At 53.5% G+C, this 23,938-nt stretch carries 25 protein-coding genes; 16 read left to right on the forward strand and 9 right to left on the reverse strand.

Annotated features, from left to right (window positions below):
• The first annotated feature begins 2 nt into the window (after positions 1–2).
• On the forward strand, positions 3–476 hold the full coding sequence (gene trmL / locus VIJ98_RS19400; protein WP_008109703.1) for a tRNA (uridine(34)/cytosine(34)/5-carboxymethylaminomethyluridine(34)-2'-O)-methyltransferase TrmL: 474 nt from the start codon (positions 3–5) through the stop codon (positions 474–476).
• On the opposite strand, the gene cysE is transcribed toward trmL, so the two are convergent.
• The 5 genes from cysE to VIJ98_RS19425 all read right to left on the reverse strand — a co-directional run bounded on the left by cysE (position 473) and on the right by VIJ98_RS19425 (position 3,586).
• The gene (gene cysE, locus VIJ98_RS19405; RefSeq protein ID WP_008109705.1) at positions 473–1,288 is read right to left on the reverse strand and encodes a serine O-acetyltransferase; all 816 of its coding nucleotides are present in this window, start codon (positions 1,286–1,288) and stop codon (positions 473–475) included. The genes trmL and cysE overlap by 4 nt on opposite strands.
• Positions 1,289–1,357: 69 nt before the next feature.
• A complete protein-coding gene (gene gpsA / locus VIJ98_RS19410; protein WP_154194956.1) occupies positions 1,358–2,377 on the reverse strand; it encodes an NAD(P)H-dependent glycerol-3-phosphate dehydrogenase in 1,020 nt (339 codons plus the stop codon).
• Complete coding sequence (gene secB / locus VIJ98_RS19415; protein ID WP_007885330.1) at positions 2,377–2,841, reverse strand: protein-export chaperone SecB; 465 nt, start codon at positions 2,839–2,841, stop codon at positions 2,377–2,379. The genes gpsA and secB overlap by 1 nt, the downstream gene beginning before the upstream one ends.
• Positions 2,842–2,881: 40 nt before the next feature.
• Entirely contained in the window at positions 2,882–3,136 is a 255-nt protein-coding gene (grxC, locus tag VIJ98_RS19420) for a glutaredoxin 3 (RefSeq protein WP_007885328.1), read from the reverse strand.
• Between the two features lie 18 nt (positions 3,137–3,154).
• Complete coding sequence (locus tag VIJ98_RS19425) at positions 3,155–3,586, reverse strand: rhodanese-like domain-containing protein (RefSeq protein WP_008109709.1); 432 nt, start codon at positions 3,584–3,586, stop codon at positions 3,155–3,157.
• A 249-nt stretch (positions 3,587–3,835) separates the two neighbouring features.
• Here VIJ98_RS19425 and envC point away from each other — a divergent pair, with 249 nt between their 5' ends.
• From envC to VIJ98_RS19445, 4 genes are read left to right on the forward strand one after another with little or no spacing between them, the layout of a single operon-like run.
• The gene (envC, locus tag VIJ98_RS19430) at positions 3,836–5,137 is read left to right on the forward strand and encodes a murein hydrolase activator EnvC (protein WP_323275544.1); all 1,302 of its coding nucleotides are present in this window, start codon (positions 3,836–3,838) and stop codon (positions 5,135–5,137) included.
• Between the two features lie 3 nt (positions 5,138–5,140).
• Entirely contained in the window at positions 5,141–6,037 is an 897-nt protein-coding gene (locus VIJ98_RS19435; RefSeq protein ID WP_154157439.1) for a divergent polysaccharide deacetylase family protein, read from the forward strand.
• A 20-nt stretch (positions 6,038–6,057) separates the two neighbouring features.
• Positions 6,058–7,278: a glycosyltransferase gene (locus VIJ98_RS19440; RefSeq protein WP_154157440.1), complete on the forward strand. Its 1,221-nt coding sequence runs from the start codon at positions 6,058–6,060 to the stop codon at positions 7,276–7,278.
• A complete protein-coding gene (locus VIJ98_RS19445; protein ID WP_154157441.1) occupies positions 7,271–8,182 on the forward strand; it encodes a hypothetical protein in 912 nt (303 codons plus the stop codon). The genes VIJ98_RS19440 and VIJ98_RS19445 overlap by 8 nt, the downstream gene beginning before the upstream one ends.
• 29 nt (positions 8,183–8,211) lie before the next feature.
• Here the strand turns inward: VIJ98_RS19445 and tdh are convergent, their stop codons facing one another.
• Entirely contained in the window at positions 8,212–9,240 is a 1,029-nt protein-coding gene (gene tdh / locus VIJ98_RS19450) for an L-threonine 3-dehydrogenase (protein WP_101760674.1), read from the reverse strand.
• Positions 9,237–10,445 (reverse strand): glycine C-acetyltransferase, encoded by a 1,209-nt coding sequence (locus VIJ98_RS19455; RefSeq protein WP_154157442.1) that lies wholly within the window; start codon positions 10,443–10,445, stop codon positions 9,237–9,239. Before VIJ98_RS19455 ends, tdh begins: the two co-directional genes overlap by 4 nt.
• Before the next feature lie 231 nt (positions 10,446–10,676).
• Between VIJ98_RS19455 and rfaD the strand changes: the two genes are divergently transcribed.
• Genes rfaD through rfaC form a run of 3 tightly spaced genes read left to right on the forward strand, consistent with a single transcriptional unit; the run spans position 10,677 to position 13,641 of the window.
• Positions 10,677–11,609, forward strand: coding sequence for an ADP-glyceromanno-heptose 6-epimerase (rfaD, locus tag VIJ98_RS19460; RefSeq protein ID WP_323275547.1), 933 nt, complete (start codon positions 10,677–10,679; stop codon positions 11,607–11,609).
• A gap of 17 nt (positions 11,610–11,626) precedes the next feature.
• Positions 11,627–12,670: an ADP-heptose--LPS heptosyltransferase RfaF gene (gene rfaF, locus VIJ98_RS19465; RefSeq protein ID WP_154183199.1), complete on the forward strand. Its 1,044-nt coding sequence runs from the start codon at positions 11,627–11,629 to the stop codon at positions 12,668–12,670.
• Positions 12,671–12,672: 2 nt separating this feature from the next.
• Positions 12,673–13,641, forward strand: a complete 969-nt coding sequence (gene rfaC, locus VIJ98_RS19470) for a lipopolysaccharide heptosyltransferase RfaC (RefSeq protein WP_008109720.1) — start codon at positions 12,673–12,675, stop codon at positions 13,639–13,641.
• A 15-nt stretch (positions 13,642–13,656) separates the two neighbouring features.
• Here rfaC and VIJ98_RS19475 read toward each other — a convergent pair whose 3' ends face one another.
• Positions 13,657–14,625: a polysaccharide deacetylase family protein gene (locus VIJ98_RS19475; protein ID WP_323275549.1), complete on the reverse strand. Its 969-nt coding sequence runs from the start codon at positions 14,623–14,625 to the stop codon at positions 13,657–13,659.
• A gap of 319 nt (positions 14,626–14,944) precedes the next feature.
• On the opposite strand from VIJ98_RS19475, the gene VIJ98_RS19480 reads away from it, so the two are divergent.
• From VIJ98_RS19480 to coaD, 8 genes are all read left to right on the forward strand, one after another.
• The gene (locus VIJ98_RS19480) at positions 14,945–16,069 is read left to right on the forward strand and encodes a glycosyltransferase (protein WP_323275871.1); all 1,125 of its coding nucleotides are present in this window, start codon (positions 14,945–14,947) and stop codon (positions 16,067–16,069) included.
• A 42-nt stretch (positions 16,070–16,111) separates the two neighbouring features.
• Positions 16,112–17,221, forward strand: coding sequence for a glycosyltransferase family 9 protein (locus tag VIJ98_RS19485; RefSeq protein WP_323275551.1), 1,110 nt, complete (start codon positions 16,112–16,114; stop codon positions 17,219–17,221).
• 47 nt (positions 17,222–17,268) lie between these two features.
• A complete protein-coding gene (locus VIJ98_RS19490; RefSeq protein WP_407330311.1) occupies positions 17,269–18,219 on the forward strand; it encodes a glycosyltransferase in 951 nt (316 codons plus the stop codon).
• A 73-nt stretch (positions 18,220–18,292) separates the two neighbouring features.
• Positions 18,293–19,369, forward strand: coding sequence for a putative lipopolysaccharide heptosyltransferase III (gene rfaQ, locus VIJ98_RS19495; protein WP_323275873.1), 1,077 nt, complete (start codon positions 18,293–18,295; stop codon positions 19,367–19,369).
• On the forward strand, positions 19,362–20,495 hold the full coding sequence (locus VIJ98_RS19500) for a glycosyltransferase family 4 protein (protein WP_323275555.1): 1,134 nt from the start codon (positions 19,362–19,364) through the stop codon (positions 20,493–20,495). The genes rfaQ and VIJ98_RS19500 overlap by 8 nt, the downstream gene beginning before the upstream one ends.
• A gap of 85 nt (positions 20,496–20,580) precedes the next feature.
• The gene (gene waaA, locus VIJ98_RS19505; RefSeq protein WP_008109734.1) at positions 20,581–21,855 is read left to right on the forward strand and encodes a lipid IV(A) 3-deoxy-D-manno-octulosonic acid transferase; all 1,275 of its coding nucleotides are present in this window, start codon (positions 20,581–20,583) and stop codon (positions 21,853–21,855) included.
• Positions 21,856–21,858: 3 nt separating this feature from the next.
• Positions 21,859–22,635, forward strand: coding sequence for a glycosyltransferase family 2 protein (locus VIJ98_RS19510; RefSeq protein WP_258144181.1), 777 nt, complete (start codon positions 21,859–21,861; stop codon positions 22,633–22,635).
• Positions 22,632–23,117, forward strand: coding sequence for a pantetheine-phosphate adenylyltransferase (gene coaD / locus VIJ98_RS19515; protein WP_008109737.1), 486 nt, complete (start codon positions 22,632–22,634; stop codon positions 23,115–23,117). The genes VIJ98_RS19510 and coaD overlap by 4 nt, the downstream gene beginning before the upstream one ends.
• A 1-nt stretch (position 23,118) precedes the next feature.
• Here the strand turns inward: coaD and mutM are convergent, their stop codons facing one another.
• Complete coding sequence (gene mutM / locus VIJ98_RS19520; RefSeq protein ID WP_323275559.1) at positions 23,119–23,928, reverse strand: bifunctional DNA-formamidopyrimidine glycosylase/DNA-(apurinic or apyrimidinic site) lyase; 810 nt, start codon at positions 23,926–23,928, stop codon at positions 23,119–23,121.
• Between the last annotated feature and the right edge of the window lie 10 nt (positions 23,929–23,938).

A 23,938-nucleotide genomic window follows, 5' to 3' on the forward strand; every position in this document is an offset into this window, starting at 1 on the left:
TTATGCTAAACATTGTCTTATTTGAACCTGAAATTCCGCCAAATACCGGCAACATCATTCGCTTGTGCGCAAATACCGGTTTCCAGTTACACCTGATTGAACCGCTGGGCTTTGCCTGGGATGATAAGCGCCTGCGCCGCGCCGGGCTGGATTACCACGAATATACCGCCTTAAAAAAACACGCCAATTACGCGGCATTTCTGGCGACGGAAGCGCCTCAGCGCATGTTCGCGCTCACCACCAAAGGAACGCCTGCGCACAGCGCAGTGAGTTATCAAAAGGGTGATTATTTGGTGTTTGGTCCGGAGAGTCGTGGTTTACCCGCAGATATCCTCAACGCGCTACCCGCTGAGCAGAAAATCCGTATTCCGATGATGGCGGAAAGCCGCAGCATGAATTTGTCTAATGCGGTTTCTGTGGTCGTGTATGAAGCGTGGCGCCAGCTCGATTATGCTGGCGCACTGATCAAAGGCTAGATGCCGTCGCCGTACTCAAAGCCCGCACCGTTGAAGTGCTGATCCATATCCATCGACGGTTTGTCGCTGGTCGGTTTACCGACAATGCGCGCTGGCACGCCGGCCGCCGTGGTATGCGGCGGTACAGGCTGCAGGACAACGGAACCAGCACCGATTTTCGCACCGCGCCCCACTTCAATGTTGCCAAGAATCTTGGCACCCGCGCCAATCATTACACCTTCACGGATTTTCGGATGGCGATCGCCGCTGGTTTTCCCGGTACCGCCGAGCGTCACCGATTGCAGGATTGAAACGTCATTTTCAATGATGGCCGTTTCGCCGATAACAATGCCGGTGGCGTGGTCAAGCATGATGCCGCGACCAATGCGCGCCGCCGGATGAATATCCACGGCAAACGAGACGGAGATTTCGTTCTGCAGATAAACCGCCAGTGCGCGGCGACCTTCTCTCCATAACCAGTTACCAATGCGATAGGCCTGCAGGGCGTGGAAACCTTTGAGGTAGAGCAGCGGCGTGGAGTATTTATCAACGGCGGGATCGCGCTGACGCACAGCCTGAATATCGTAGGCCGCGGAGACAATCATCTCTGGGTCTTCACGATAGGCTTCTTCCACGATTTCGCGGATGGCGATGGCTGGCATGATCGGGTTCGCCAGCTTGTTGGCGAGCATGTAACTCAGCGCGCTGCCAAGGTTTTCGTGTTTAAGCAATGTCGCATGGTAAAAGCTGGCCAGCATCGGTTCACAGTCGGCCAGTGCTCTGGCTTCAGCTTTGATATGGTTCCAGACCAGTTCTAACTCTTCAGACGACATTGCTGTTTGCTCCCGATAAAAAAAGCGCCTGATAGGGCGCTACAGGTGGTGACGCTGGCGCATCCTGCTTCAGCTTTGGCTGTTTTCGTCCTTCCTTGCACGGCCAAGTAAAGTCAATGCTGCCTCTCGCGCTGATTTTCCGCAATAGAGCACCTGATAAATCTGCTCGGTAATTGGCATTTCTACGCCAACTCGTGCGGCCAATGCTTTGACTTCTTTGGTGTTTCTGTAGCCTTCTACAACTTGTCCGATAATGCGTTGCGCATCGTCTACGCTCTCGCCTTGCCCCAGCATCATGCCGAAACGACGGTTGCGCGACTGATTATCGGTACAGGTCAGCACCAAATCGCCTAAACCGGCCATGCCCATAAAGGTGGTGGCATCGGCTCCCAGCGCTGCACCGAGGCGGCTCATTTCCGTCAGGCCACGCGTGATTAAGGCGGTACGCGCGTTGGCACCAAAGCCAATGCCGTCAGAAATCCCCGCACCAATCGCAATCACGTTCTTCACCGCGCCGCCTAATTGCACGCCGATGAAATCCTGATTGTTGTAGACGCGGAAACTTTTGCCGCAGTGCAGCTTCTGCTGCAGGTCTTCAGCGAACTCCGCATCGGTGGATGCCAGTGCGATAGCCGTTGGCATACCAGCAGCCAGCTCTTTAGCAAAGGTTGGTCCGGAAATCACCGCTAACGGAATTGCATCGCCGAGGATTTCACGCGCCACATCCTGCAGCAAACGGCCGGTCTCTTTTTCCAGTCCTTTAGTCGCCCAGACAATCCGTGAATCGGCACGCAAATGCGGCTTGAGCTGCGTCAGCACGTCGCCAAATACATGGCTCGGCACCACGACCAGCAGATCGCGACTGGCGTTAACAACGGTAGCCAGATCGGCTTCAGGAACGAGATTATCAGGGAAAGGAACATCGGGCAGGAAAGCGGCATTGCAGCGGTCAGCTTGCAGCTGCGCCACGCTTTGAGGATTGTGGCCCCAGAGCAGGACCGGATGGCCATTACGGGCCAGCGTGATGGCCAATGCGGTGCCGTACGAGCCGGCACCGATGACGCTAATTGAAGCGTTGAGTGTAGTCATCAGGCATCCTGATGTGGCGCTTCGCCTTCACCTTGCTGCTGCAGATAGTTCATGAACAGCGCATCAAAGTTAACTGGCGCCAGGTTGAGCTGCGGGAAAGTACCACGAGACACAAGGCTGGTTACGCATTCGCGTGCATACGGGAACAGAATGTTCGGGCAGTACGCGCCGAGGCAATGTGCCATCTGCGTACCTTCGATACCGCTGATGGTGAAAATACCCGCCTGCTGGACTTCGCACAGGAATGCGGTTTCTTCGCCAACGGTTGCGGTTACGGTAACACGCAGAACGACTTCAAAAACGCCATCAGCCAGCTGAGAAGAGGCGGTGTCCAGGTCCAGCTTCACTTCCGGTTCCCACTCTTTCTGGAAAACCTGTGGTGCGTTTGGCGCTTCGTAAGAAACATCTTTGGTGTAAACACGTTGAATCTGGAACTGCATTTCGCTGTTGCTTTGCTCTGACATGTGTCTAAATCCTGTGAGTTAAAATTGTCTGACCGAAAAGTTATGCCTGGAGTAGAGGATCAAGTCCCTGACGCCCATCCAGCGCGTAAAGATCGTCACAGCCGCCAATATGCTGCGCATCAATAAAAATCTGTGGCACCGTCGTACGGCCGCTGCGTTGAATCATCTCTTCACGTTTCGCCGCGTTCCCGTCAATGGGAATCTCCTGGAACGACACGCCTTTCTGATCCAACAACGCCTTTGCACGGTGGCAATAAGGACAAGTGACTTTGGTGTAGATCTCTACATTCGCCATACGGTTACCTCGAAGAAGTTATTTACCGCGCACCAGTGGCAGATTTTCACCACTCCAGCCGCTCACGCCATCTTTCAATACGGAGACTTTCTCGAAGCCCGCTGCGCTCAATTTCGCCGCAGATTCACCCGCACTTTGACCGGTCGCGCAAACTACAATTATGTGCTGTGACTTGTGCTTTTCCAGCTCGCCAAAGCTCTCTTTTTTGATGTCTGCTGCCGCTACGTTGATAGCCCCAGAAATGTGTCCTTTGCGGTAATCGTCACGTGAACGAACGTCTACCACCACCGCGTCCTCTTTGTTAATCAGGTGGGTTGCTTCACCACGACTGATGGTTTTTACTTTAGAGAACATACCTTTAACGGTGGTCACAATCACGAGAACGAGTAAAGCGACCCATGCCAGACTGAGGATGGGGTGATTGCTTGCAAACTGCATAATTTCTTGCATGAGGGGTAACGACTCCAAACCGGGCTGATAAGCTAAAACAAGGGTTCTGAGTATACCTGCGCCACTTCGCATGTACAGTCGCTAAGGGAACAGAGTTACGATTTGTGCGTCATTTTCCAAAAAAAGTGTTCTAATCCCAAAATTAAGACAAAGTTTATGCCGGTAAGCTCGGTACAGACATTTTTAGCAAAGTAAAACCCGGCCGGGCTAACTGGTAAGCGGCTGTTCATCGTGGAATAATTATCGACTATGAAGGGAAAAGCGACCGTTACACACACAAGGACCCGTCACAACGGCACTGCGATTCCGTTGTCATTTCGCTGGTCCGAAATCTCCCTGAGTCTGCTTCTGGCGGGCACATTATTACTTCCTGCTGCCGCTCGCAGTGCGGATGACAGTAAAACGCAATTGAAGTCCATTCAGCAGGATATCGCTGAGAAAGAGAAAAGCGTTAAAGCACAGAAAGTGCAGCGCAGTAAACTATTGGATCAACTGCAAAGTCAGGAAAAAGTGATTGCGCAGGCCAGCCGTCAGCTACGCGAAACGCGTAACAGCCTTAGCACGCTCGAGGGTGAAATCGCGCAGGTCACCTCCTCTATTTCCCGGTTAGAAAAGCAGCAAGCGCAGCAGGAAAAATTGCTGGCACAACAGCTTGATGCCGCCTTTCGTCAGGGACAGCACAATGGTCTACAGTTGCTGCTTGGTGGCGAAGAAGCCCAGCGCAGTGAGCGTATCCTTGCCTATTTCGGCTATCTCAATGCCGCTCGCCAGAAAAACATCGACGATCTCAAGCAAACCCAACAGCAATTAGCGGAACAGCGCCAATCATTGCGGGGTAAACAGGATCAGCAAAAATCGTTGTTAGCTCAGCAGCAGACGCAGCAAAGCAAGCTGGAAGTAGCTAGCGCGGCGCGTAAGAAAACGCTCACCGTACTGGAAAGCTCGCTGGAGAAAGATCAGGCTGACCTGGTTGAGATGCGTGAGAACGAAAGCCGACTGCAGAGCAAAATCGCCAAGGCTGAGCGTGAAGCGCGTGAACGTGCCGAACGTGAAGCGCGCGAGGCGGAAAAAGTGCGTCAACGTCAGGCACAGGCGAAAGCCAAAGGATCAAACTATCAGCCAACGCAGAGTGAGCGCGAGCTGATGGCGCGTACCGGAGGATTAGGCAAGCCCGGCGGGCAAGCGGTTTGGCCGGTACGTGGACGCATTGAACATCGCTTCGGTGAATCGATGCAGGGCGAATTGCGCTGGAAAGGTCTGGTGGTTGATGCGCCAGAAGGCACCGAAGTGAAAGCCATCGCTGATGGACGCGTATTGATGGCCGACTGGCTGCAAGGCTATGGTCTGGTTGTGGTTCTGGAACACGGTAAAGGTGATATGAGCCTTTATGGCTACAACCAAAGCGCACTGGTGAGCGTGGGTGCTCAGGTGAAGGCAGGACAGCCTATCGCCCTTGTGGGCACCAGCGGCGGCCGCGGCACGCCTTCGCTCTACTTTGAAATCCGACGCCAGGGACAGGCCGTCAATCCACTACCGTGGTTAGGAAGATAAGTTTTGTTTCAACCCTCTAAGCTCTCGGCCGCCCTGTGCGGCCTGTTTCTCTCACTTTCCGCCCATGCGGGAAAACTCTCCATCGTGATCGACGACTTCGGTTATCGGCCAAAAGAAGAGAATAAAGTGCTGCAGATGCCCACCGCGATTTCCGTTGCGGTCCTGCCGAATGCGCCTCATGCGCGTGAGATGGCGACGAAAGCGCATCAGGGCGGTCGCGAAGTGCTGATTCACCTGCCGATGGCGCCGCTGAGCAAACAGCCGCTGGAGAAAGACACGCTGACGCCAGAGATGAGCAGCACGGAAATCGAACGGATTATTCGTGAAGCCAGTGGCAAAGTGCCTTACGCCGTCGGGCTGAATAACCATATGGGCAGCAAAATGACGTCCAGCTTGCCCGGTATGCAGAAAGTGATGCAGGTGCTCAATCATTACAACTACTACTTTCTCGATAGCATGACGATTGGCAACAGTCAGTCGATCCCGGCCGCGCAAGGCACTAACGTTAAAGTACTGAAGCGTCGCGTATTCCTTGACGATAGCCAGGATGAGGCTTCAATCCGCACGCAGTTTACCCGCGCGGTGAAACTGGCGCAGCGCGATGGTTATGCCATCGCCATTGGTCATCCGCATCCTACGACGGTGCGTGTCCTGCAGCAGATGCTGCCGACACTACCAGCCGATATCACGTTAGTGCGGCCAAGCCAGTTACTGAATGAGCCGCTGCATCAGGGCACGACTCCGCCGCCATCCAAAACGCAGCCTCCGCGTTTCCGCGCGCCAGGCGTGTGTAAGCCGAACAAGCCGTTGTCGCCGGTGCCGCAGCGCCACGCCGTTGAGTTGATCAATGACAGCATTGTGCAAAGCCCATTGGTTCAGTCAATAAAGCAGCTCTTCTGAGATCGGGAAAAGGAAATTCAATGAGAAGAAAAATTCTGCTGTTGGATACCGGCCGCGAATGGGGCGGCGGTACCAACAGTATGCTCGAGTTGCTCAAGCGCATTGATCGGCAGAGGTTCGATATCACCTGCTGTTTCTACAACAACTATTCTCGCGGCAACAGTGAAACCATTGAGTCAATTCTCAATTCGATTGGCATTCCGGTGGTTTTTATCGCCCAGCGTCGTCAGCCGAAATGGGCGAAAATCACTAAAGAGCTGTTACGCACGCTATTCATTTTTAACCGTTCGCTGAAGAAGCAGATGATTGACCAGGTTGATGAAAAATGGCGTGTGTTGCCAAACGCCCAACAAATTTCATCAATCTTGCAGACTGGGCAATATGACGCGCTGTATATGAATAATCAGCCCAGCACCAATGTTGAAGGCTATCACGCTGTGCAGGGTATGCCGGTTGCGCTGATTCAACACTGCCGCATTGAGCCGCAAATGAACTCTGCGCTGGTCGAGATGGTTAATGAACGTGTTGATGCCGTTATCGCAGTTTCGCATGGCGTAAACCTTACTCTGCGCCAGAGCGGAGTTGATGCGCAACGTTGCTTCACCGTGTCAAACGCGATTGATATTCATCAGGTGTTACCGCATCGCGAGGAAGTGCGCGAGCGCTTTGCTTATTCGCCCGATACTTTTATTTTTGGCTCGATCGGATCCCTTATTACACGTAAAGCGAATCATCATATTTTCCAGGCGCTAGGCCAATTTAAACGCATGCATCCTGAAGCTAAATGGAAAATGGTGGTGGTGGGTTCCGGGCCGGAACATGAAAATCTGGTTCAGCTGGCACTTAAAGAAAACATTGAAGCGAATGTTGTTTTTACCGGTTTTCAAAACAACCCGCTGGATTACCTCGCAGCGTTTGATGCCTTTATTCTCGCCTCGCGCAGTGAAGGCTTACCGCGCGTAGTGCTGGAAGCCATGCTGGTGAAAACGGCCGTTATTGGTTCGAATGTCGTGGGCACCGCAGAGTTAATTAACCACAATGAGACCGGATTAATTTTTGAATACGGCGATGTTAAACAATTAAGCGTTCATCTTGCCGCTTTATGGCAAGACGCAAGCTTGCGCCAGCGCCTGATTAATACTGCGGAATCACGCGTGCGCGAATGCTACGCGATTGAAAACTATGTCGCGGGGGTTGAAATGATATTGGAAAAGAGTATTGAAAGGAGATCTCATGTTTGAATTATTTAATAAAAATCACCGATACGTGCGCTCTCGGCATAATATTCCTTATAAGCAAGAAGCGGAAAAAGGTAAGATTGCAATCAGCTCAGTGGTTATTCCCTGTACCGGATCAGATTACATTGAAGAAGCCGTTTTAAGCGCTGAGTTCGCAAGTCGCTTTGCAAAAAATCTTGAAGAAATTGTTATAGTCAGCGATCAACCTGCCTCGCTTTTTCCTGCGCTACCGCAGAAAGTGCGGGTAGCAACTCTTGATGTACCTTTGCGGGAGGAGAGCTATCGTTATAAGCAAATTTATCGCAGCCGCCTAATTAAAATTCAGGCGCCATTGCAGGCTAAGGGCGATGGAATCTTAATGATTGATTCTGATTTAAATTTGCTACAAGACCCAGAAGCTAAAATACAAGAACACTCTCTTTATAGCAGCTTCCGACAGGGAAAGATGATTGCCAAAATGGCTGAAATACCTAAGGAACTCATTCCTGCTTATTATAAAAATGCGGTGCGACCAGTCTTTGAGGATCACGTTAATAGCGCATATCTTGTAGCAACGCGATCAACGTGGAAACGCCTTTGTCCCTTATGGTCCGCACTTTTTCAGGACACATGGGAGCTGATGAGCGATAATCAGCCACCAACAGACCAATTACCACTCGCAGCATTATTAGATCTGCTGGATATTAAAACAATTAACTTAGGTGATTGGGTCAACTGGCCTGTTTCTAAGCGAATTGGCGGACAACCAGCAGTTATTCCATCGCAGGTCATTGGCGCGCACGGTGGTTTTCCATTGAGTGAATGGCAAAAGTATTTACATGATCCCACTCAGCCACTCACTTTTAGAGGCCAGGATTATACGCGCAAAGTACGTTATCTGACGGATGCGGAAAAACAGCAGTCCTGAAATTCTCCGGCCATCAGGCCGGAGAAAAGTTAATCCCAGCTCAACACCACTTTGCCGGATCTTCCCGAGCGCATCTCATCAAAGCCCTGCTGGAACTCATCAATGTGATAGCGATGGGTGATGATCGGCGTGAGATCGAGGCCGGACTGAATCAGCGCCGCCATCTTGTACCAGGTTTCGAACATCTCACGGCCGTAGATGCCTTTGATGAACAAGCCTTTAAAGATCACCTGATTCCAGTCGATTGACATCTCGCCCGGCGGAATACCCAGCAGCGCGATGCGGCCGCCGTGGTTCATCACCTCCAGCAAGGTGCGGAACGCCGGTGGCGCACCGGACATCTCCAGACCGACATCAAAGCCTTCGGTCATGCCGAGTTCAGCCATCACGTCACGCAGATTTTCCTGCGCCACGTTCACGGCGCGCGTTACACCCATTTTGCGCGCCAGATCGAGGCGATAGTCGTTGATGTCGGTGATCACCACATGGCGCGCGCCGACGTGCTTACACACCGCCGCCGCCATAATGCCAATCGGCCCGGCGCCAGAGATCAGCACATCTTCACCTACCAAATCGAACGACAGCGCGGTGTGCACCGCATTGCCGAAGGGATCGAAAATCGCCGCCAGTTCATCGGAAATGTTGTCAGGTATTTTGAAGGCGTTAAACGCCGGGATCACCAGATATTCGGCGAAGCAGCCCTGACGATTGACACCAACGCCTACCGTATTGCGGCAAAGATGCGTGCGTCCGGCGCGGCAGTTGCGGCAATGGCCGCAGGTGATATGGCCTTCACCGGAAACGCGATCGCCAACGGCAAAGCCCTTAACTTCCTGACCCATTCCCACCACTTCACCGACATATTCGTGGCCAGTGATCATCGGCACCGGAATGGTTTTGCGCGACCAGTCATCCCAGTTGTAGATATGCACGTCGGTGCCGCAGATAGCGGTTTTACGAATCTTAATCAGCAGGTCGTTATGGCCAGGTTCGGGAATCGGCGCGTCCTTAACCATCCAAATACCTTCTTCGGCTTTTAATTTGGCGAGTGCTTTCATTTCCCTGCTCCTGAAATAACGCCCAGCTGTTGACCAATACGGGTAAAGGCAGCCACAGCGTGTTCCAGCTGCGCCTGTGTATGTCCGGCAGATATCTGTGTGCGGATACGCGCCTGACCTTGCGGTACCACCGGATAGAAGAAGCCAGTGACGTAGATACCTTCCTGCTGCAACAGGCTGGCAAACTGCTGCGCCACTTTGGCATCGCCCAGCATTACCGGGATGATGGCGTGATCGGCGCCGGCCAGCGTGAAGCCTGCGGCAGTCATCTGTTCGCGGAAGAAGCGGGCGTTTTCCCACAGGCGCTGACGTAAACCGTCGCCTTCACTCAGCAACTCCAGCACGCGCAGCGAGGCGGCAACAATCGCCGGTGCCAGCGAGTTGGAGAACAGATACGGACGCGAGCGCTGACGCAGCCATTCAACCACTTCTTTCTTTGCTGCCACGTAGCCACCCGATGCACCACCCAGCGCTTTGCCCAGCGTGCCGGTCAGAATGTCGACGCGATCCATCACGTCACAATATTCGTGCGTGCCGCGTCCGGCAGAACCGACAAAGCCCACCGCATGAGAATCATCGACCATCACCAGCGCATCGAACTCATCGGCCAGATCGCAAATGCCCTGCAGATTGGCGATCACGCCATCCATCGAGAACACGCCGTCGGTGGCAATCAGGATGTGGCGCGCACCTTTGTCGCGTGCTTCCTGTAAACGTGCACGCAACTCACTCATGTCGTTGTTGGCGTAACGATAGCGCTGCGCTTTACACAGACGCACGCCATCAATAATCGAGGCGTGATTGAGAGCGTCGGAAATAATTGCGTCTTCGGCGCTCAGCAGCGTTTCAAACAGGCCGCCGTTGGCATCAAAGCAGGACGAGAACAGAATCGCGTCTTCCATGCCAAGGAACTCGGCCAGCTTGTGTTCCAGCTGCTGATGGATGTCCTGCGTGCCGCAGATAAAGCGCACCGAGGCCATGCCAAAACCGTGCGAATCCATGCCGTCTTTCGCCGCCTGGATCAATGCCGGATGATTAGCTAAACCCAAATAGTTATTGGCGCAAAAGTTGATAACGGGCGGGCTATTGGCAACGTTGATTTCTGCCTGCTGCGCCGACGTAATGGTGCGTTCTTGTTTGAACAATCCGTCCTGGCGTGTTGTCTCAAGCTGTTGACGGATTTGCGAATAAAACTGATTTGACATGATTATGCTCCTCAGATAGCAAATATTTGGCACATATTACTGATCGAAAAGCGAACCAACGACATTTCAGCCATCAATATCTCGATTTTGCAGCATAGTTCACGCTGCGGACAGGATTTGTGCAGCGCTTACGGAGTCATCTGGCTGCCTGCGTCTGGCTGAAATGTTATGATGATAGGCATTCGTGGGTGAAACCTCCTGTTTCCCCCCAACTCTTTAAAGGCAAAGCATATGATTATCGTAACCGGTGGCGCTGGCATGATTGGCAGCAACATTGTTAAAGCGCTGAACGACCGCGGTCTGACCGACATTTTGGTGGTGGATAATCTGAAGGATGGCACCAAGTTCGTGAATCTGGCGGATCTCGACATCGCCGATTACATGGATAAAGAGGAATTCCTCAGCTACATCATGTCTGGCGAAGATCTCGGCCCCATCGAAGCCGTTTTCCATGAAGGTGCGTGTTCAGCCACCACTGAATGGGATGGCAAGTACATGATGGATAACAACTATCAGTACTCGAAAGATTTGCTGCATTTCTGCCTCGAGCGTGAAATCCCGTTCCTCTACGCCTCTTCCGCTGCCACTTACGGCGGCCGCAACGAGAACTTTATCGAAGAGCGCCAGTACGAGCAGCCGCTGAACGTATATGGCTACTCGAAAATGCTGTTCGATCACTATGTGCGCCAGATTCTGCCAGAAGCCGAATCGCCGGTGTGCGGCTTCCGTTACTTCAACGTGTACGGTCCGCGTGAAGGCCACAAAGGCGGCATGGCGAGCGTGGCGTTCCACCTCAACACGCAGATCAGCAATGATGAAAATCCAAAACTGTTCGAAGGCAGTGATGGCTTCCGTCGCGACTTCATCCATGTTGATGACGTGGTCGCGGTGAACCTGTGGTGCTGGGAAAACGGCGTTTCCGGTATCTATAACTGCGGTACCGGTCGCGCTGAATCTTTCCAGGAAGTGGCGGATGCGGTGCTGAACTTCCATCAGAAAGGCCAGATTGAATACATTCCGTTCCCGGACAAGCTGAAAGGCCGTTATCAGGCGTTTACCCAAGCTGACCTCACCAATTTGCGTGCGGCGGGTTACGACAAGCCGTTCAAAACCGTCGCGCAAGGTGTCGGCGAATACATGGCCTGGCTGAACCGTAACGCATAAGGAAATCGGCAGCAGCGATGAAAATTCTGGTAATTGGCCCATCATGGGTCGGCGATATGATGATGTCGCAAAGTCTCTATCGCACGCTCAAGGCTGAGCATCCTGAAGCGGTGATCGACGTGATGGCGCCGGCCTGGTGCCGCCCATTGCTGTCGCGTATGCCGGAAGTGAATCAGGCGCTGGCGATGCCGCTCGGCCACGGCGCATTAGCGCTGGGTGAACGTCGTCGTTTGGGGAAAACCCTGCAGGCCAGCGGCTATGACCGCGCCTATGTGCTGCCGAACTCCTTCAAATCTGCGCTGGTGCCGTTTTTTGCCGGGATCAAACGTCGCACCGGCTGGCGCGGCGAAATGCGCTATGGCGTGTTGAATGATGTGCGCACGCTGGATAAAGCGGCCTTTCCGTTGATGGTTGAGCGCTATGTGGCGCTTGGCTACGACAAGCCAGTCGCTTCCGCACAGCAGCTGCCGCAGCCATTGCTGTGGCCGCAATTGCGCGTTGATGACGATGAAAAGCAAATGACGGCGGCGCAGTTTGCGCTGTCGGCCGATCGTCCGGTGATCGGCTTTTGCCCAGGCGCGGAGTTTGGCCCGGCGAAGCGCTGGCCGCATTATCATTATGCCGCGCTGGCAGAGCAGCTGATTGGCGAAGGTTATCAGGTGGTGCTGTTCGGTTCAGCGAAAGACCGCGAAACCGGCGACACCATTGTGCAGACGCTGTCCGAAGCGGCGCGTGCGCACTGCAAAAATCTGGCCGGCGATACGCAACTCGAGCAAGCGGTGATTCTGTTGGCGAACTGCGCGGCGGTTGTCAGTAACGATTCCGGTCTGATGCATATCGCTGCTGCATTGAATCGCCCGCTGGTGGCGCTGTATGGCCCAAGCAGCCCGGACTTCACGCCGCCATTGTCCCAGCAAGCGCGCATTATTCGTTTGATCAGCGGCTATCACAAAGTCCGCAAAGGCGATGCCGAGCAAGGTTATCACCAGAGCCTGATTGATATTCAGCCAGCGCGCGTTCATCAGGAACTGAGCGCGCTGTTGCATCCGGTGCAGGAGTAAAGATGCACGTTTTGATTGTTAAAACTTCCTCAATGGGAGACGTGCTGCACACCTTACCGGCGCTGACAGATGCGATGCAGGCGATTCCTGGCATCAGGTTTGATTGGGTGGTTGAAGAGAACTTCGCTCAAATCCCAGCCTGGCATCCGGCGGTCGATAAAGTGCTGCCAGTGGCGATTCGCCGCTGGCGCAAGCACTGGTTCGGCAGTCAGCAGCGTGAAGAGCGTGTGCAATTTAAGCGTGAGCTGCAATCACGTCAGTATGATGTGGTGCTGGATGCGCAAGGCCTAATCAAAAGCGCCGCGCTGGTTACGCGCCTGGCCAAAGGCGAGAAGCACGGACAAGACAGCCGCAGCGCACGCGAACCTTTCGCCAGCTGGTGGTATGACAAACGCCATGAAATCAACAAGCAGCAGCATGCGGTGGAACGTACGCGCGAGCTGTTTGCCAAAAGCCTCGGCTATGAAAAGCCTGCATCGCAGGGCGACTACGCGATTGCTGGCCATTTCCAGTCAACGCAGACTGATGATGCTCAGCCTTATCTGGTGTTTCTGCACGCCACCACGCGTGATAACAAACACTGGCCCGAATCACACTGGCGTGAGCTGATTGAGTTAGTGCAGCCAACAGGTTTGCGCGTGAAGTTGCCGTGGGGCGCTGAGCATGAACATCAACGCGCACAACGTTTGGCGGAAGGCTTTGACCATGTTGAGGTGCTGCCAAAGCTAACGCTGGAGCAGGTAGCGCAGCAGTTAGCCGGCGCGCGCGCGGTGGTGTCGGTGGATACCGGTTTGAGTCATCTTACTGCAGCGCTGGACCGTCCGAATATCACACTTTACGGTCCAACTGATCCGGGGCTGATTGGCGGTTATGGTAAGAATCAGTATGTGCTGCGTCCTGCTCAAGGACACAGCATGGCGGATATTCAAGCCACAGATGTTGCAACGATGATGAAAGAAATTGCGGTATAAATTTATACCGCTTCGCTAGATAGCGCTGTTTCTCTTCTGCAGCGCATATTCCGTCAGCGTCATACCTTGAGTACGTGATTGTAGCCAACTGAAAAGCTGCTCTAAATCATCATAAAGGCGCTCAATGTCAGCTTCATTTTTAAATGTGGGGCTGCCATCTGGCATGAATTCTGATGAATGCAGCATGAACTCGACATAATCATTTCCCTGGCTGAGTGTTTGCTCAACCACCTGCCTCATCTGCTCCACATTGCCCCCAACCGGACGTAGCCAATTAACAGAGGGACCACGTTTCTTACCGCGCACGTCATTCCACACTTTTTTCAGCTGATTAGTGAAAGCGCCATAGCGATATTGAATGCTCATCGGCAACTCTAACAACGGGCTGTCACCCGCGCGGGAGATGTTGTTAATATCAAGGTAATAAGCATGATCGGGGAAAAGGCTGTAATCGGTGCCGCCTTTGCCTTGCGGCGCGCCAGATGAATTACGCCAATCCACGCGCGGTGTGACGGAGCAATCTACCAAATAACCGTTGTCGATCAATGCTCGGGCGTAAACTTCATCAAAAGCCCAGCGTCCGGCACGATGACTGGTCATTTTCTGCTGAAAAGCACTTTCCAGCAAATCGGTCATGTATGCGACCTTGTCGCGCAAAATATTTTCCGGAAATTCAATCAAATAAGGCTGATAACGCCAGTCATCATCGGTCAACGCGTATTCCGGCGGGCTATACCATGCATGAAGATGCATACCGATTTCACCTTGCCCGCGCGCCAGCAGATCGCGACCAAATTCAACATAGGCAGGATCGCTCGCCATTTCGTAATTGGTTAGCCAGGTGGGTTTAAAATTGTATTTCTCACACAGCGACTGAAAACGCGGCAGAAACTGAACATTTCGCGTGGTAACCTTGCCGCTGCGATTGCGCCACAGGTTATCGCCTTCAGTATCGAGAGTGATTAAAAACGCAGGCTTATCCATAACTTATCCGATAAAATGAGCAATTCCTCGTCGTTATGGTACGCAAGCCAATGAATGAGGGCAAACATTTCATCTGCCGTGTTCGCGCAGATGTTGTTAGCAGTATAAGTGTGGTTAAACTAGAGTAAATTAGACTACACAACGGCACGAATACGCAGAATGTTCATCTTAAGATCAATGCGTGATGTCTGAAGCCAAACATACCTAATAAATTGATTTATCTTATATTCAGCTCTGTTTTATCAGGGGATGATAGCTGCATTGTCATACAAAACAGGCTGGCGATTAGGAGCAAAAGAATTTGTCGAAGCGCATTCTGATGGTGATTGATGGCCTGCCGGGCGGCGGTGCCGAAAAAGTCGTCCTGACACTGGCTGAAGGTTTTATCAGTCAGGGACATCGGGTGTCGCTTTTCTCCTTACGCAAAGTATGTGAATACCCTATTCCTGCGGGTGTGGATTATCAGACCGTGATTGATAAAAGTTCACGTCCGTGGCGCAAGCTGACTGAAACCCATCGTCGTGCACATTTGCTAGATGAAGCCGTGCTTCAAAGCGAAGCGCTGCACGGAAAATTCGATTTGGTTTTGTCTAATCTGCACAAAACCGATCGCATTGTCCGCCATGCGCATACTCTGGATGCGAGTAAAACCTGGTATTGTTTGCACGGCGTTTTTTCAGCTTCCTATCTTGCTCGCAAATCAGGTTTCTCTTTATGGCTTAAGCGGCTGAAAATTCGTGATACTTACCACGGCAAGCAGCTTATTGGCGTCTCACAATATGTGATTGATGATGTTATCCAAAATATCGGCGTGAAGCCTGCCAAAGCGCAGGTGATCTTTAACCCGTTTGATTTCGATCTTATTTCCCGCCTGGCAGCAGAACCTTGCCCGTTAGCAGGGAGTAATTTTGTGCTTCATGTTGGCCGTTTTCATGAAACCAAGCGTCACGATCGCTTGCTGGCCGCCTATGCTCAAAGTGGCATCACGGCTCCGCTAGTGTTATTAGGTCAGGGAAGCGAAAAAATCACGGAAAGATTACGCCAGCAAGCCACTGATTTAGGCATCGCGGAGCGCGTGCGCTTTGAAGGTTTTCATAAAAATCCTTACCCGTGGATTCGCCATGCTCGCCTGTTAGTGGTCAGTTCAGACAGCGAAGGATTTGGCAATGTGCTGGTCGAAGCCTTAAGCTGTGGCACCTCGGTGGTCAGTACACGCTGCCCCGGCGCGCCATCTTCAATTATGCGCGGCGATCTGGCGCGTGGACTTGCAGAGTTGAATGTTGAGTCACTGGCGCAAAAAATGCATGAAATCTATGTTAATCCACCTGAGTTGCAACATCTGGACTTAAGCATTTATAGTCTCAACGTTATTTGTCAGCAGTATTTGCAACTGGCAGAAGTGGAAGAACCTCTATTTTCAGGCACTCAGCACGTTTCAGGTTAATAGGTCCCCATGTCGGTGTGGCCGTATCATGGGGATAGATCGTTGACGTATGTAATACTCTTTATACTTTTTTTACCGGTCAAATGGGTGATGAAAATCTTCCACGGCCGAACCGGTAAAAATCTGGTCATTCAAACAGCCAAGATCGGTGATTTCATTAATATCACCCCGCTATTAACCCATCTGGGAAAAAGCGATGCGCTATTGAGCAATAGCGTTGCCGCTCTTGCCACGCGCGACAACACGCTGGAAAACATCTGGTATATCGAAGAGCATCGTTCAGGCTTAGTCAAAAAAATGAAGTTGGTGTGGCTGATACTCAACCGCTACGACAACATCTATCTATTACATCCAACCAATCTTAATCTGTTTATTGCCGCTTGCTGTAATGCCAGCAACAAACAGTTTCTTTCCAGCTATCGCCGCAAAGGTTATCAGGGACTGTTTTATCTCACCGCAAGCGGCGTGGTCGAGCATGAGAAAAATACCCTGACACTGGAAAATTACCTAAAACTCGCCGATCGCTCATTTACTAAAGAGAGCTATCCGAAGCATGCCACACAACCACTTTGGCAACCCAAATCGTTGCCGGATGAAATATTCCAGCATGATGGCATTCGTATTGGCATCAGCATCACCGCAGGTAACCAGGCAAAGACTATCCCGCCGATGATTTGGCAGCGACTTTTTGACCACTTGAGCGATCTGCCCTGTCATTTTTACGCCTTTGGCGCACCGAATGAACAATCACGCTTGCAGGAGCTGTATAAAGTTGTCGGCGCGCGCGAGAACCTCATCAGCCTGGTTGGCAAGGTGCCATTAGAAGACGTGCCAGCGGCTATCGGTGAAATGGATTTCTATATCGCGTCAGATTCCGGCAATGTCTATATCGCCGATGCGCAGCAGGTGCCGATCATTTTGATTTATGGCCCATGTTGCGTCGAAGAGCAGCGCCCTCTGGGCGAAGTATTATTGATTGGCCCAAATCATATTGCGCCTTCATCCTTTGTGTTCGCGGCGCAGTACAAATTTATGCATCCCACTGAACAGCTTTTTGAACTGGATCAGCGGAAGTTAGACGACATTCACGATTTTATCAGCGCGCGTCAGCAGCAACGTTTGGCGCGACGGAAGAACATGAAAACAGCATGACCATGCAGCCTGAAAGATCATCCCCGTTACTCAGCCTCATTATTCCCATGTTCAATGCGGGCAGTGATTTTGCCGCCTGCATGCAGTCGTTGCTGGCGCAAACGCTTACCTCACTGGAAATCATCGTTGTCGATGATGGCTCCACGGACGGGTCCGGCGAACGTGCCGACGCCTACGCGCAGCAGCACCCACATGTGCGAGTGATCCACCAGGCCAACGGCGGCGTATCGCGTGCCCGCAATGCCGGCTTAGCGTTAGCGCGCGGTAAGTACGTTTCGTTTCCAGATGCCGACGACACCATGGATCCGGCGATGTATCAAACGCTGGTTGAGATGGCAGAACGCGACAATCTCGATGCTGCGCAGTGCAACGCAGAGTGGTTTTTCAAAGCCAGTCAGCAAGTTAAACCGCTGATTCCTCTCGATCGCCTGACCAGCACCGAAGTACTCGGCGGCCCTGAGTGGCTTAACAAGGCGCTGCAAACGCATCGCTATATGCATGTGGTTTGGCTGGGGATTTATCGTCGCGACTTGATCGAACGGCTCAAACTCTACTTTGAACCTGGCCTGCATCATCAGGACATTCCGTGGACCACCGAGTTCATGCTGAATGCCCAACGCGTGCGCTACACCGATCGGGTGCTTTACCGTTATTACATGCATGATGCCTCAATCAGTAACCGTAAACGTACTGGCCAGCGCAACGTCGAGTATCAGCGTCATTACCTGAAAATTGCGCAGTTACTGGAAGAACTCAACGCACGCTATCGCCATCAAGTGAAAATCTACCCGGCGTTTCATTATCAGATTACGCATGAGGCGCTCAGCGTCTGTCACTGCATCCGACGCGAGCCCGAAGAAAGCGCGCGCCAGGCGATGATTGCCGATCTATTCGCCACGCAAACCCATAAGCGCATGCTGCGTAATGCGCGCGGCGTACGCCAATGGTATCAACTGCTGTTGTGGCTGAGCCGGATTTACCGCTGGCGTAAGAAATAAGCGCCGCGTCTGGCTTTCACCCCTTTGGGGTTTGCCCTACAATCAGCTGACTGAATTCTGAGATCATTTGAGTATGGCAAGCCCGATTCCAGACCAATTTGCACCGAAAAATATTCTGCTGATCAAGCTTCGCCATCACGGCGATATGCTGCTGACTACGCCCGCTATCAACGCTCTTCGCCAGCGCTATCCGCAGGCCAACATTGACGTTCTGCTGTATAAAGAAACCCGTCCGATGCTGGAAGCGCATCCGGCCATTCGCCAGTTACACATCATCGATCGCAACTGGAAGAAGGAAGGCGGCTGGCAGAAATTCCGACATGAAATGGCGCTGCTTTCAGCGGTGCGCGCTTGCCATTATGACCTTGTGATTAACCTTGCCGATCAGTGGCGCAGCGCCATCATCACCGGATTCTCTGGCGCGCCAGTGCGCATTGGGTTTGCCTTCCGCAAACGTGATAACGCCTTATGGCGCTGGATGCACAATCAGCTGGTCAGTACGGAAGATCATAACCAGCTGCATACGGTCGAACAGAATATGGCCGCCTTGAAGCCGCTGGGCATAAGCGCGACCGGCGCAAAAGCCTCAATGCATTTCAGCGCAGCCGATCAACAGAAAGTGCAGGATGTGCTGGCGCAGCACGCGGTGAAAATGCCGTTTGTTGTAGTGCAACCCACTTCACGCTGGCTGTTCAAATGCTGGGAAGATGAAAAAGTCGCACAGCTGATCGATGCGCTGGTCGCCGAAGGCCGCACCGTGGTGCTGACTGCGGCGCCGGACCAGAAAGAAATGGCGATGATCGCCAATATTCAGTCGCTGTGCCATAGCCACAACGTGGTGTCGCTGGCCGGTGAATTATCCTTACCGCAGCTGGCGGCGTTGATCGATGCGGCACAGCTGTTTATCGGTGTGGATTCTGCGCCGATGCATATGGCCGCCGCGCTGGAAACGCCTTGTTTGGCGCTGTTTGGTCCTACCAAACTGCAACACTGGCGTCCATGGGGCGATAACAACCGCGTGATTTGGGCCGGCGATTATGGTCCGCTGCCCTCGCCAGACGCCATCGATACCAACACGCAACAGCGCTATCTTTCTGCCATTCCCGTTGAGGATGTGGTAACTGCCGCCCGGAGTTTTTTGCATGAGTAAGTTACGCCTGGCGATCGTCCGGCAGAAATACCGCCCAGACGGCGGCGCAGAACGTTTTATTTCGCGTGCGCTGGAAGCGCTGGATAGCGAGCAGCTCGATCTCAATATCATCACCCGCAGCTGGCAGGGCACGCCGAATCCGGCCTGGCATCTGCACATCTGCAATCCGACGAAATTTGGTCGCATCTCACGCGAGCGCGGCTTTGCGCGTGCCGCACGTGAATGTTGGGAACGCGAGAAGTTCGATATTGTGCAGAGCCACGAACGCATCGCCGGTTGCGATATCTTTCGTGCCGGTGATGGCGTGCATCGCGTTTGGCTGGAGCAGCGCGCGCGCATCGTGTCGCCGTGGCAGCGCTTAAGTGCCCGCCTCAGCCCTTATCATCGTTATGTGTTGCAGGCGGAAGCCGAAATGTTCAACGCGCCGTCGTTGAAAGCGGTGATCTGTAATTCAGAGATGGTGAAGCAGGATATTTTGCGGCACTTCACGCTTGATGCCAGCAAGATCCATGTTATTCACAACGCCATTGATAACCAACGCTTCCAGCCAGCCAGCGAAGCGCTGCGCCATGCGGCACGCCTGCAGCTCAAACTGCCGCAAGATGCCACGGTAATGATTTACGTAGGTTCGGGCTTTGAGCGCAAAGGGCTGAAAGCGGCAATTGAAGCGGTGGCTAAGAGCGATCGTTATCTGGTGGTGGTCGGCCAGGATAAGCAACTGTCGCGCTATCAGCAGTTGGCAAACCAGCTAAATTGCCTTGACCGCTTACGCTTTGTTGGCGTGCAGCAGGACGTGCAACCGTTCTACCATGCAGCCGATGCGCTGCTGCTGCCCACACTATATGATCCCTTCCCGAATGTGGTGCTGGAAGCGATGGCCTGCGGTTTGTCGGTGATCACCAGCACCGGCTGCGGCGGCGCGGAGTTTATCGCTGCAGGCCAGGAAGGTTTTGTCTGCGATGCATTAGATATCAAAGCGTTAAACGAAGCCGTAAAAGCAACACCGGCGCTTTCACACAATTCTGCCATGGGCGAAGCCGCACGTCGCAGAATTGAACCTTATGGTCCGCAGCGGCTGGCACAAGCGCTGACCTCGCTGTATCAGCAAGTGCTGCAGACCCGCTGACGAAGTGGTATGAGCAGGCGGTTAATTTCTGATAACATGCCGCCTTTCCTCTGTTTTTTGACGCGATTCTGTCGTAACGGTAACTATGACGACTCTATACACAGCCTTGCTCTATCTGATTCAGCCACTAATCTGGCTGCGCCTGTGGCTGCGCGGTCGAAAAGCACCGGCCTATCGTAAACGCTGGGCAGAACGCTACGGCTATTGCACTGGAAAAGTGCTGCCGCATGGCATTGTGTTGCACTCGGTTTCCGTCGGCGAGACGCTGGCGGCGGTGCCGCTGGTGCGCGCGCTGCGTCACCGCTATCCGACGCTACCGATTACCGTCACCACCATGACGCCAACCGGCTCCGAACGTGCGCAGTCAGCGTTTGGCAAAGATGTGCACCACGTTTACCTGCCTTACGATCTACCCGGTTCCATCAACCGTTTCCTTGATACCGTCGATCCACGCCTGGTGATCATCATGGAAACCGAGCTGTGGCCAAACATTATTCGTATTCTTCATCAGCGCAAGATTCCGCTGGTGATTGCCAACGCGCGCCTGTCTGAGCGCTCGGCCAAAGGCTACAAAAAACTTGGCGGCTTTATGCGCGACTTGCTGCAGCGCATCACGCTGATTGCCGCGCAAAACGCCGAAGATGGCGACCGTTTCCTCAGCCTTGGCCTGAAGCGTTCGCATCTCACCGTTACCGGCAGCCTCAAATTTGATATTTCCGTGACGCCAGAGCTGGCGGCAAAAGCGGTCACGCTGCGTCGTCAGTGGGCATCGCGTCGTCCGGTGTGGATCGCCACCAGCACCCACGAAGGCGAAGAAGCGATTGTGCTCGATGCACATCGTCGCCTGCTGCAACAGTTCCCCGATCTGTTGCTGATTTTGGTGCCACGCCATCCGGAACGTTTCAAAGATGCCTGCGACCTGACGCAAAAACGTGGCTTCAGCTTTACCCTGCGCAGCAGCGGCGAAATTCCTTCAAGCTCCACGCAAGTGGTGATTGGCGACACCATGGGCGAGTTGATGATGCTGTACGGCATCGCCGATCTCGCCTTTGTGGGCGGTAGCCTGGTTGAGCGCGGCGGTCACAACCCGCTGGAACCGGCAGCGCATGCCATTCCGGTGCTGATGGGCCCGCATATCTGGAACTTCAAAGATATCTGCGCCAAGCTGCAGCAAGCCGAAGGACTGATTACCGTCACTGACGTGGTATCGCTGCAGAAAGAGGTCGCTAACCTGCTGCAGGATGACGATTATCGCCGTTATTACGGCCGCCATGCAGTGGAAGTGCTGCATCAAAATCAGGGCGCATTACAGCGTCTGCTACAGTTACTCGAACCTCACTTACCGCCGCGAGCTCACTAATTCATGTCGCAACGCCAACGTCTCTCCGTGGTGATGATCGCCAAAAACGAAGCTGAACTGCTGCCGGAGGCGCTGGCTTCTGTCAGTTGGGCGGATGAGATTGTGGTGCTGGATTCCGGCAGCAGCGACAACACGGTGCAGGTGGCTCGCGAACATGGCGCGCAGGTTTTCCAGGCTGAAGGCTGGCAGGGATTTGGCAAGCAGCGCCAGCGCGCGCAGGCCCATGCGCAAGGCGAAATGATTTTGATGATCGATGCCGACGAACGTGTGACACCAGAACTGCGTCGCGCTATCGAGCAGGTTCTCGCGCAGCCCGCATCGGACAACGTTTACAGCCTCGGCCGCAGCAATCTGTTTCTCGGCCGCTTTATGCGCCACAGCGGCTGGTATCCTGACCGCGTCATGCGTCTTTATCCGCGCAAGCTCAATTACAACGACAATCTGGTACACGAATCACTGGAGACGCAAGGTGCGCCGGTGGTGAAGCTGGCGGGCGATCTGCAACATCTCACCTGCCGCGACCTGATTGCATTTCAGCGTAAGCAGATGAACTACGCCGAAGCCTGGGCAAAAGAGCGTTTCCAGCGCGGCAAACGCTGCGGCTTGTTCTCGATCTTTAGCCATACGCTCGGCGCGTTCGTTAAAACGCTGCTGCTGCGCGCCGGTTTTCTCGATGGAAAACAGGGCTGGATTCTGGCGGTGGTTAACGCGCAGTACACTTTCAACAAATACTCGGCGCTCTGGGCGCTGCATCACACCTCAACACAAGGCCGCGTATGAGTACCAAAGCGATTTATCCCGGCACCTTTGATCCCTTTACCTTAGGCCATCTGGATATTGTGACGCGCGCAGCGAAGATGTTTGACCGCATCGTCGTGGCGATTGCCGCCAGCCCGAGTAAAAAGCCGCTGTTCACTCTGGATGAGCGCGTGGATATGGCGCGTCAGGTGACGGCACATCTGCCGAATGTCGAAGTTATTGGGTTTAGCGACCTGATGGCGAACTTTGCCCAGGCGCAGAATGCCAATGTGCTGGTGCGTGGATTGCGTGCGGTGTCGGATTTCGAGTATGAGCTGCAGCTGGCGCAGATGAATCGACATCTGCTGCCCACGCTGGAAAGCGTGTTTCTGATGCCGTCAGAAGGTTTCTCGTTCGTCTCTTCTTCACTGGTCAAAGAAGTGGCGCGCCACGCCGGTGACGTGCAGGCATTTCTGCCTGCCGTGGTGCATAAGGCGTTACTAGCGCGACTGGCGCAGCCTTAACTCAATGTTGGCAGCGTGGACACCAGAAGGTGCTGCGCTGGCCATGCTTGCCGCTGACAATCGGCGTACCGCAGGCGCGGCAAGGTTCACCGGCGCGACCATAAACCTGCAGCTCCTGCGCAAAGTAGCCAGGTTTACCGTCAGTCTGCAGAAAATCACGCAGCGTGGTGCCGCCCTGCTCAATCGAGCGTAGTAACACCGCTTTGATGGTATTGACCAGCAGTTCCGCCTCTTCCTGACTCAAACTCATCGCCGAACGATCGGGCAAGATCCCGGCGGTAAACAGCGATTCACTGGCGTAGATATTCCCGACGCCTACCACCACTTTGTTATCCATCAGCCACTGTTTAATCACGGTGCGTTTGCCGCGTGACTTTTCAAACAGATAAGCGCCATCAAATTCGTTGCTGAGCGGTTCCGGACCGAGATGCGCCAGCACGCTGCTGCCTGCGAGGTCATTGCTCCACAGCCAGGCGCCAAAGCGACGTGGATCGGTGTAGCGCAGCACTTTGCCGTTGCTCATCACCAAATCGACGTGGTCATGTTTAGCGGCCGGTTGTTCGCCGGGTAGCACACGCAGGGTGCCGGACATGCCGAGGTGAATGATGATCCAGCCATGCGGCAGTTCGAGCAGCAGATATTTAGCGCGACGCTGCACGCTCAATACCGGTTGATCGCTCAGCGCGTGGATTTCATGCGAGACCGGCCAGCGCAAACGTGGATTGCGCACCACTGCATGCAGAATCGTGGCCCCCACCATGTGGGGTTCGATACCGCGACGACTGGTTTCTACCTCAGGTAATTCAGGCATCTCATCTCCT

Origin of the sequence: Pantoea sp. S18 (assembly GCF_045689705.1) — a bacterium.
GTDB classification, from domain to species: domain Bacteria; phylum Pseudomonadota; class Gammaproteobacteria; order Enterobacterales; family Enterobacteriaceae; genus Pantoea; species Pantoea symbiotica.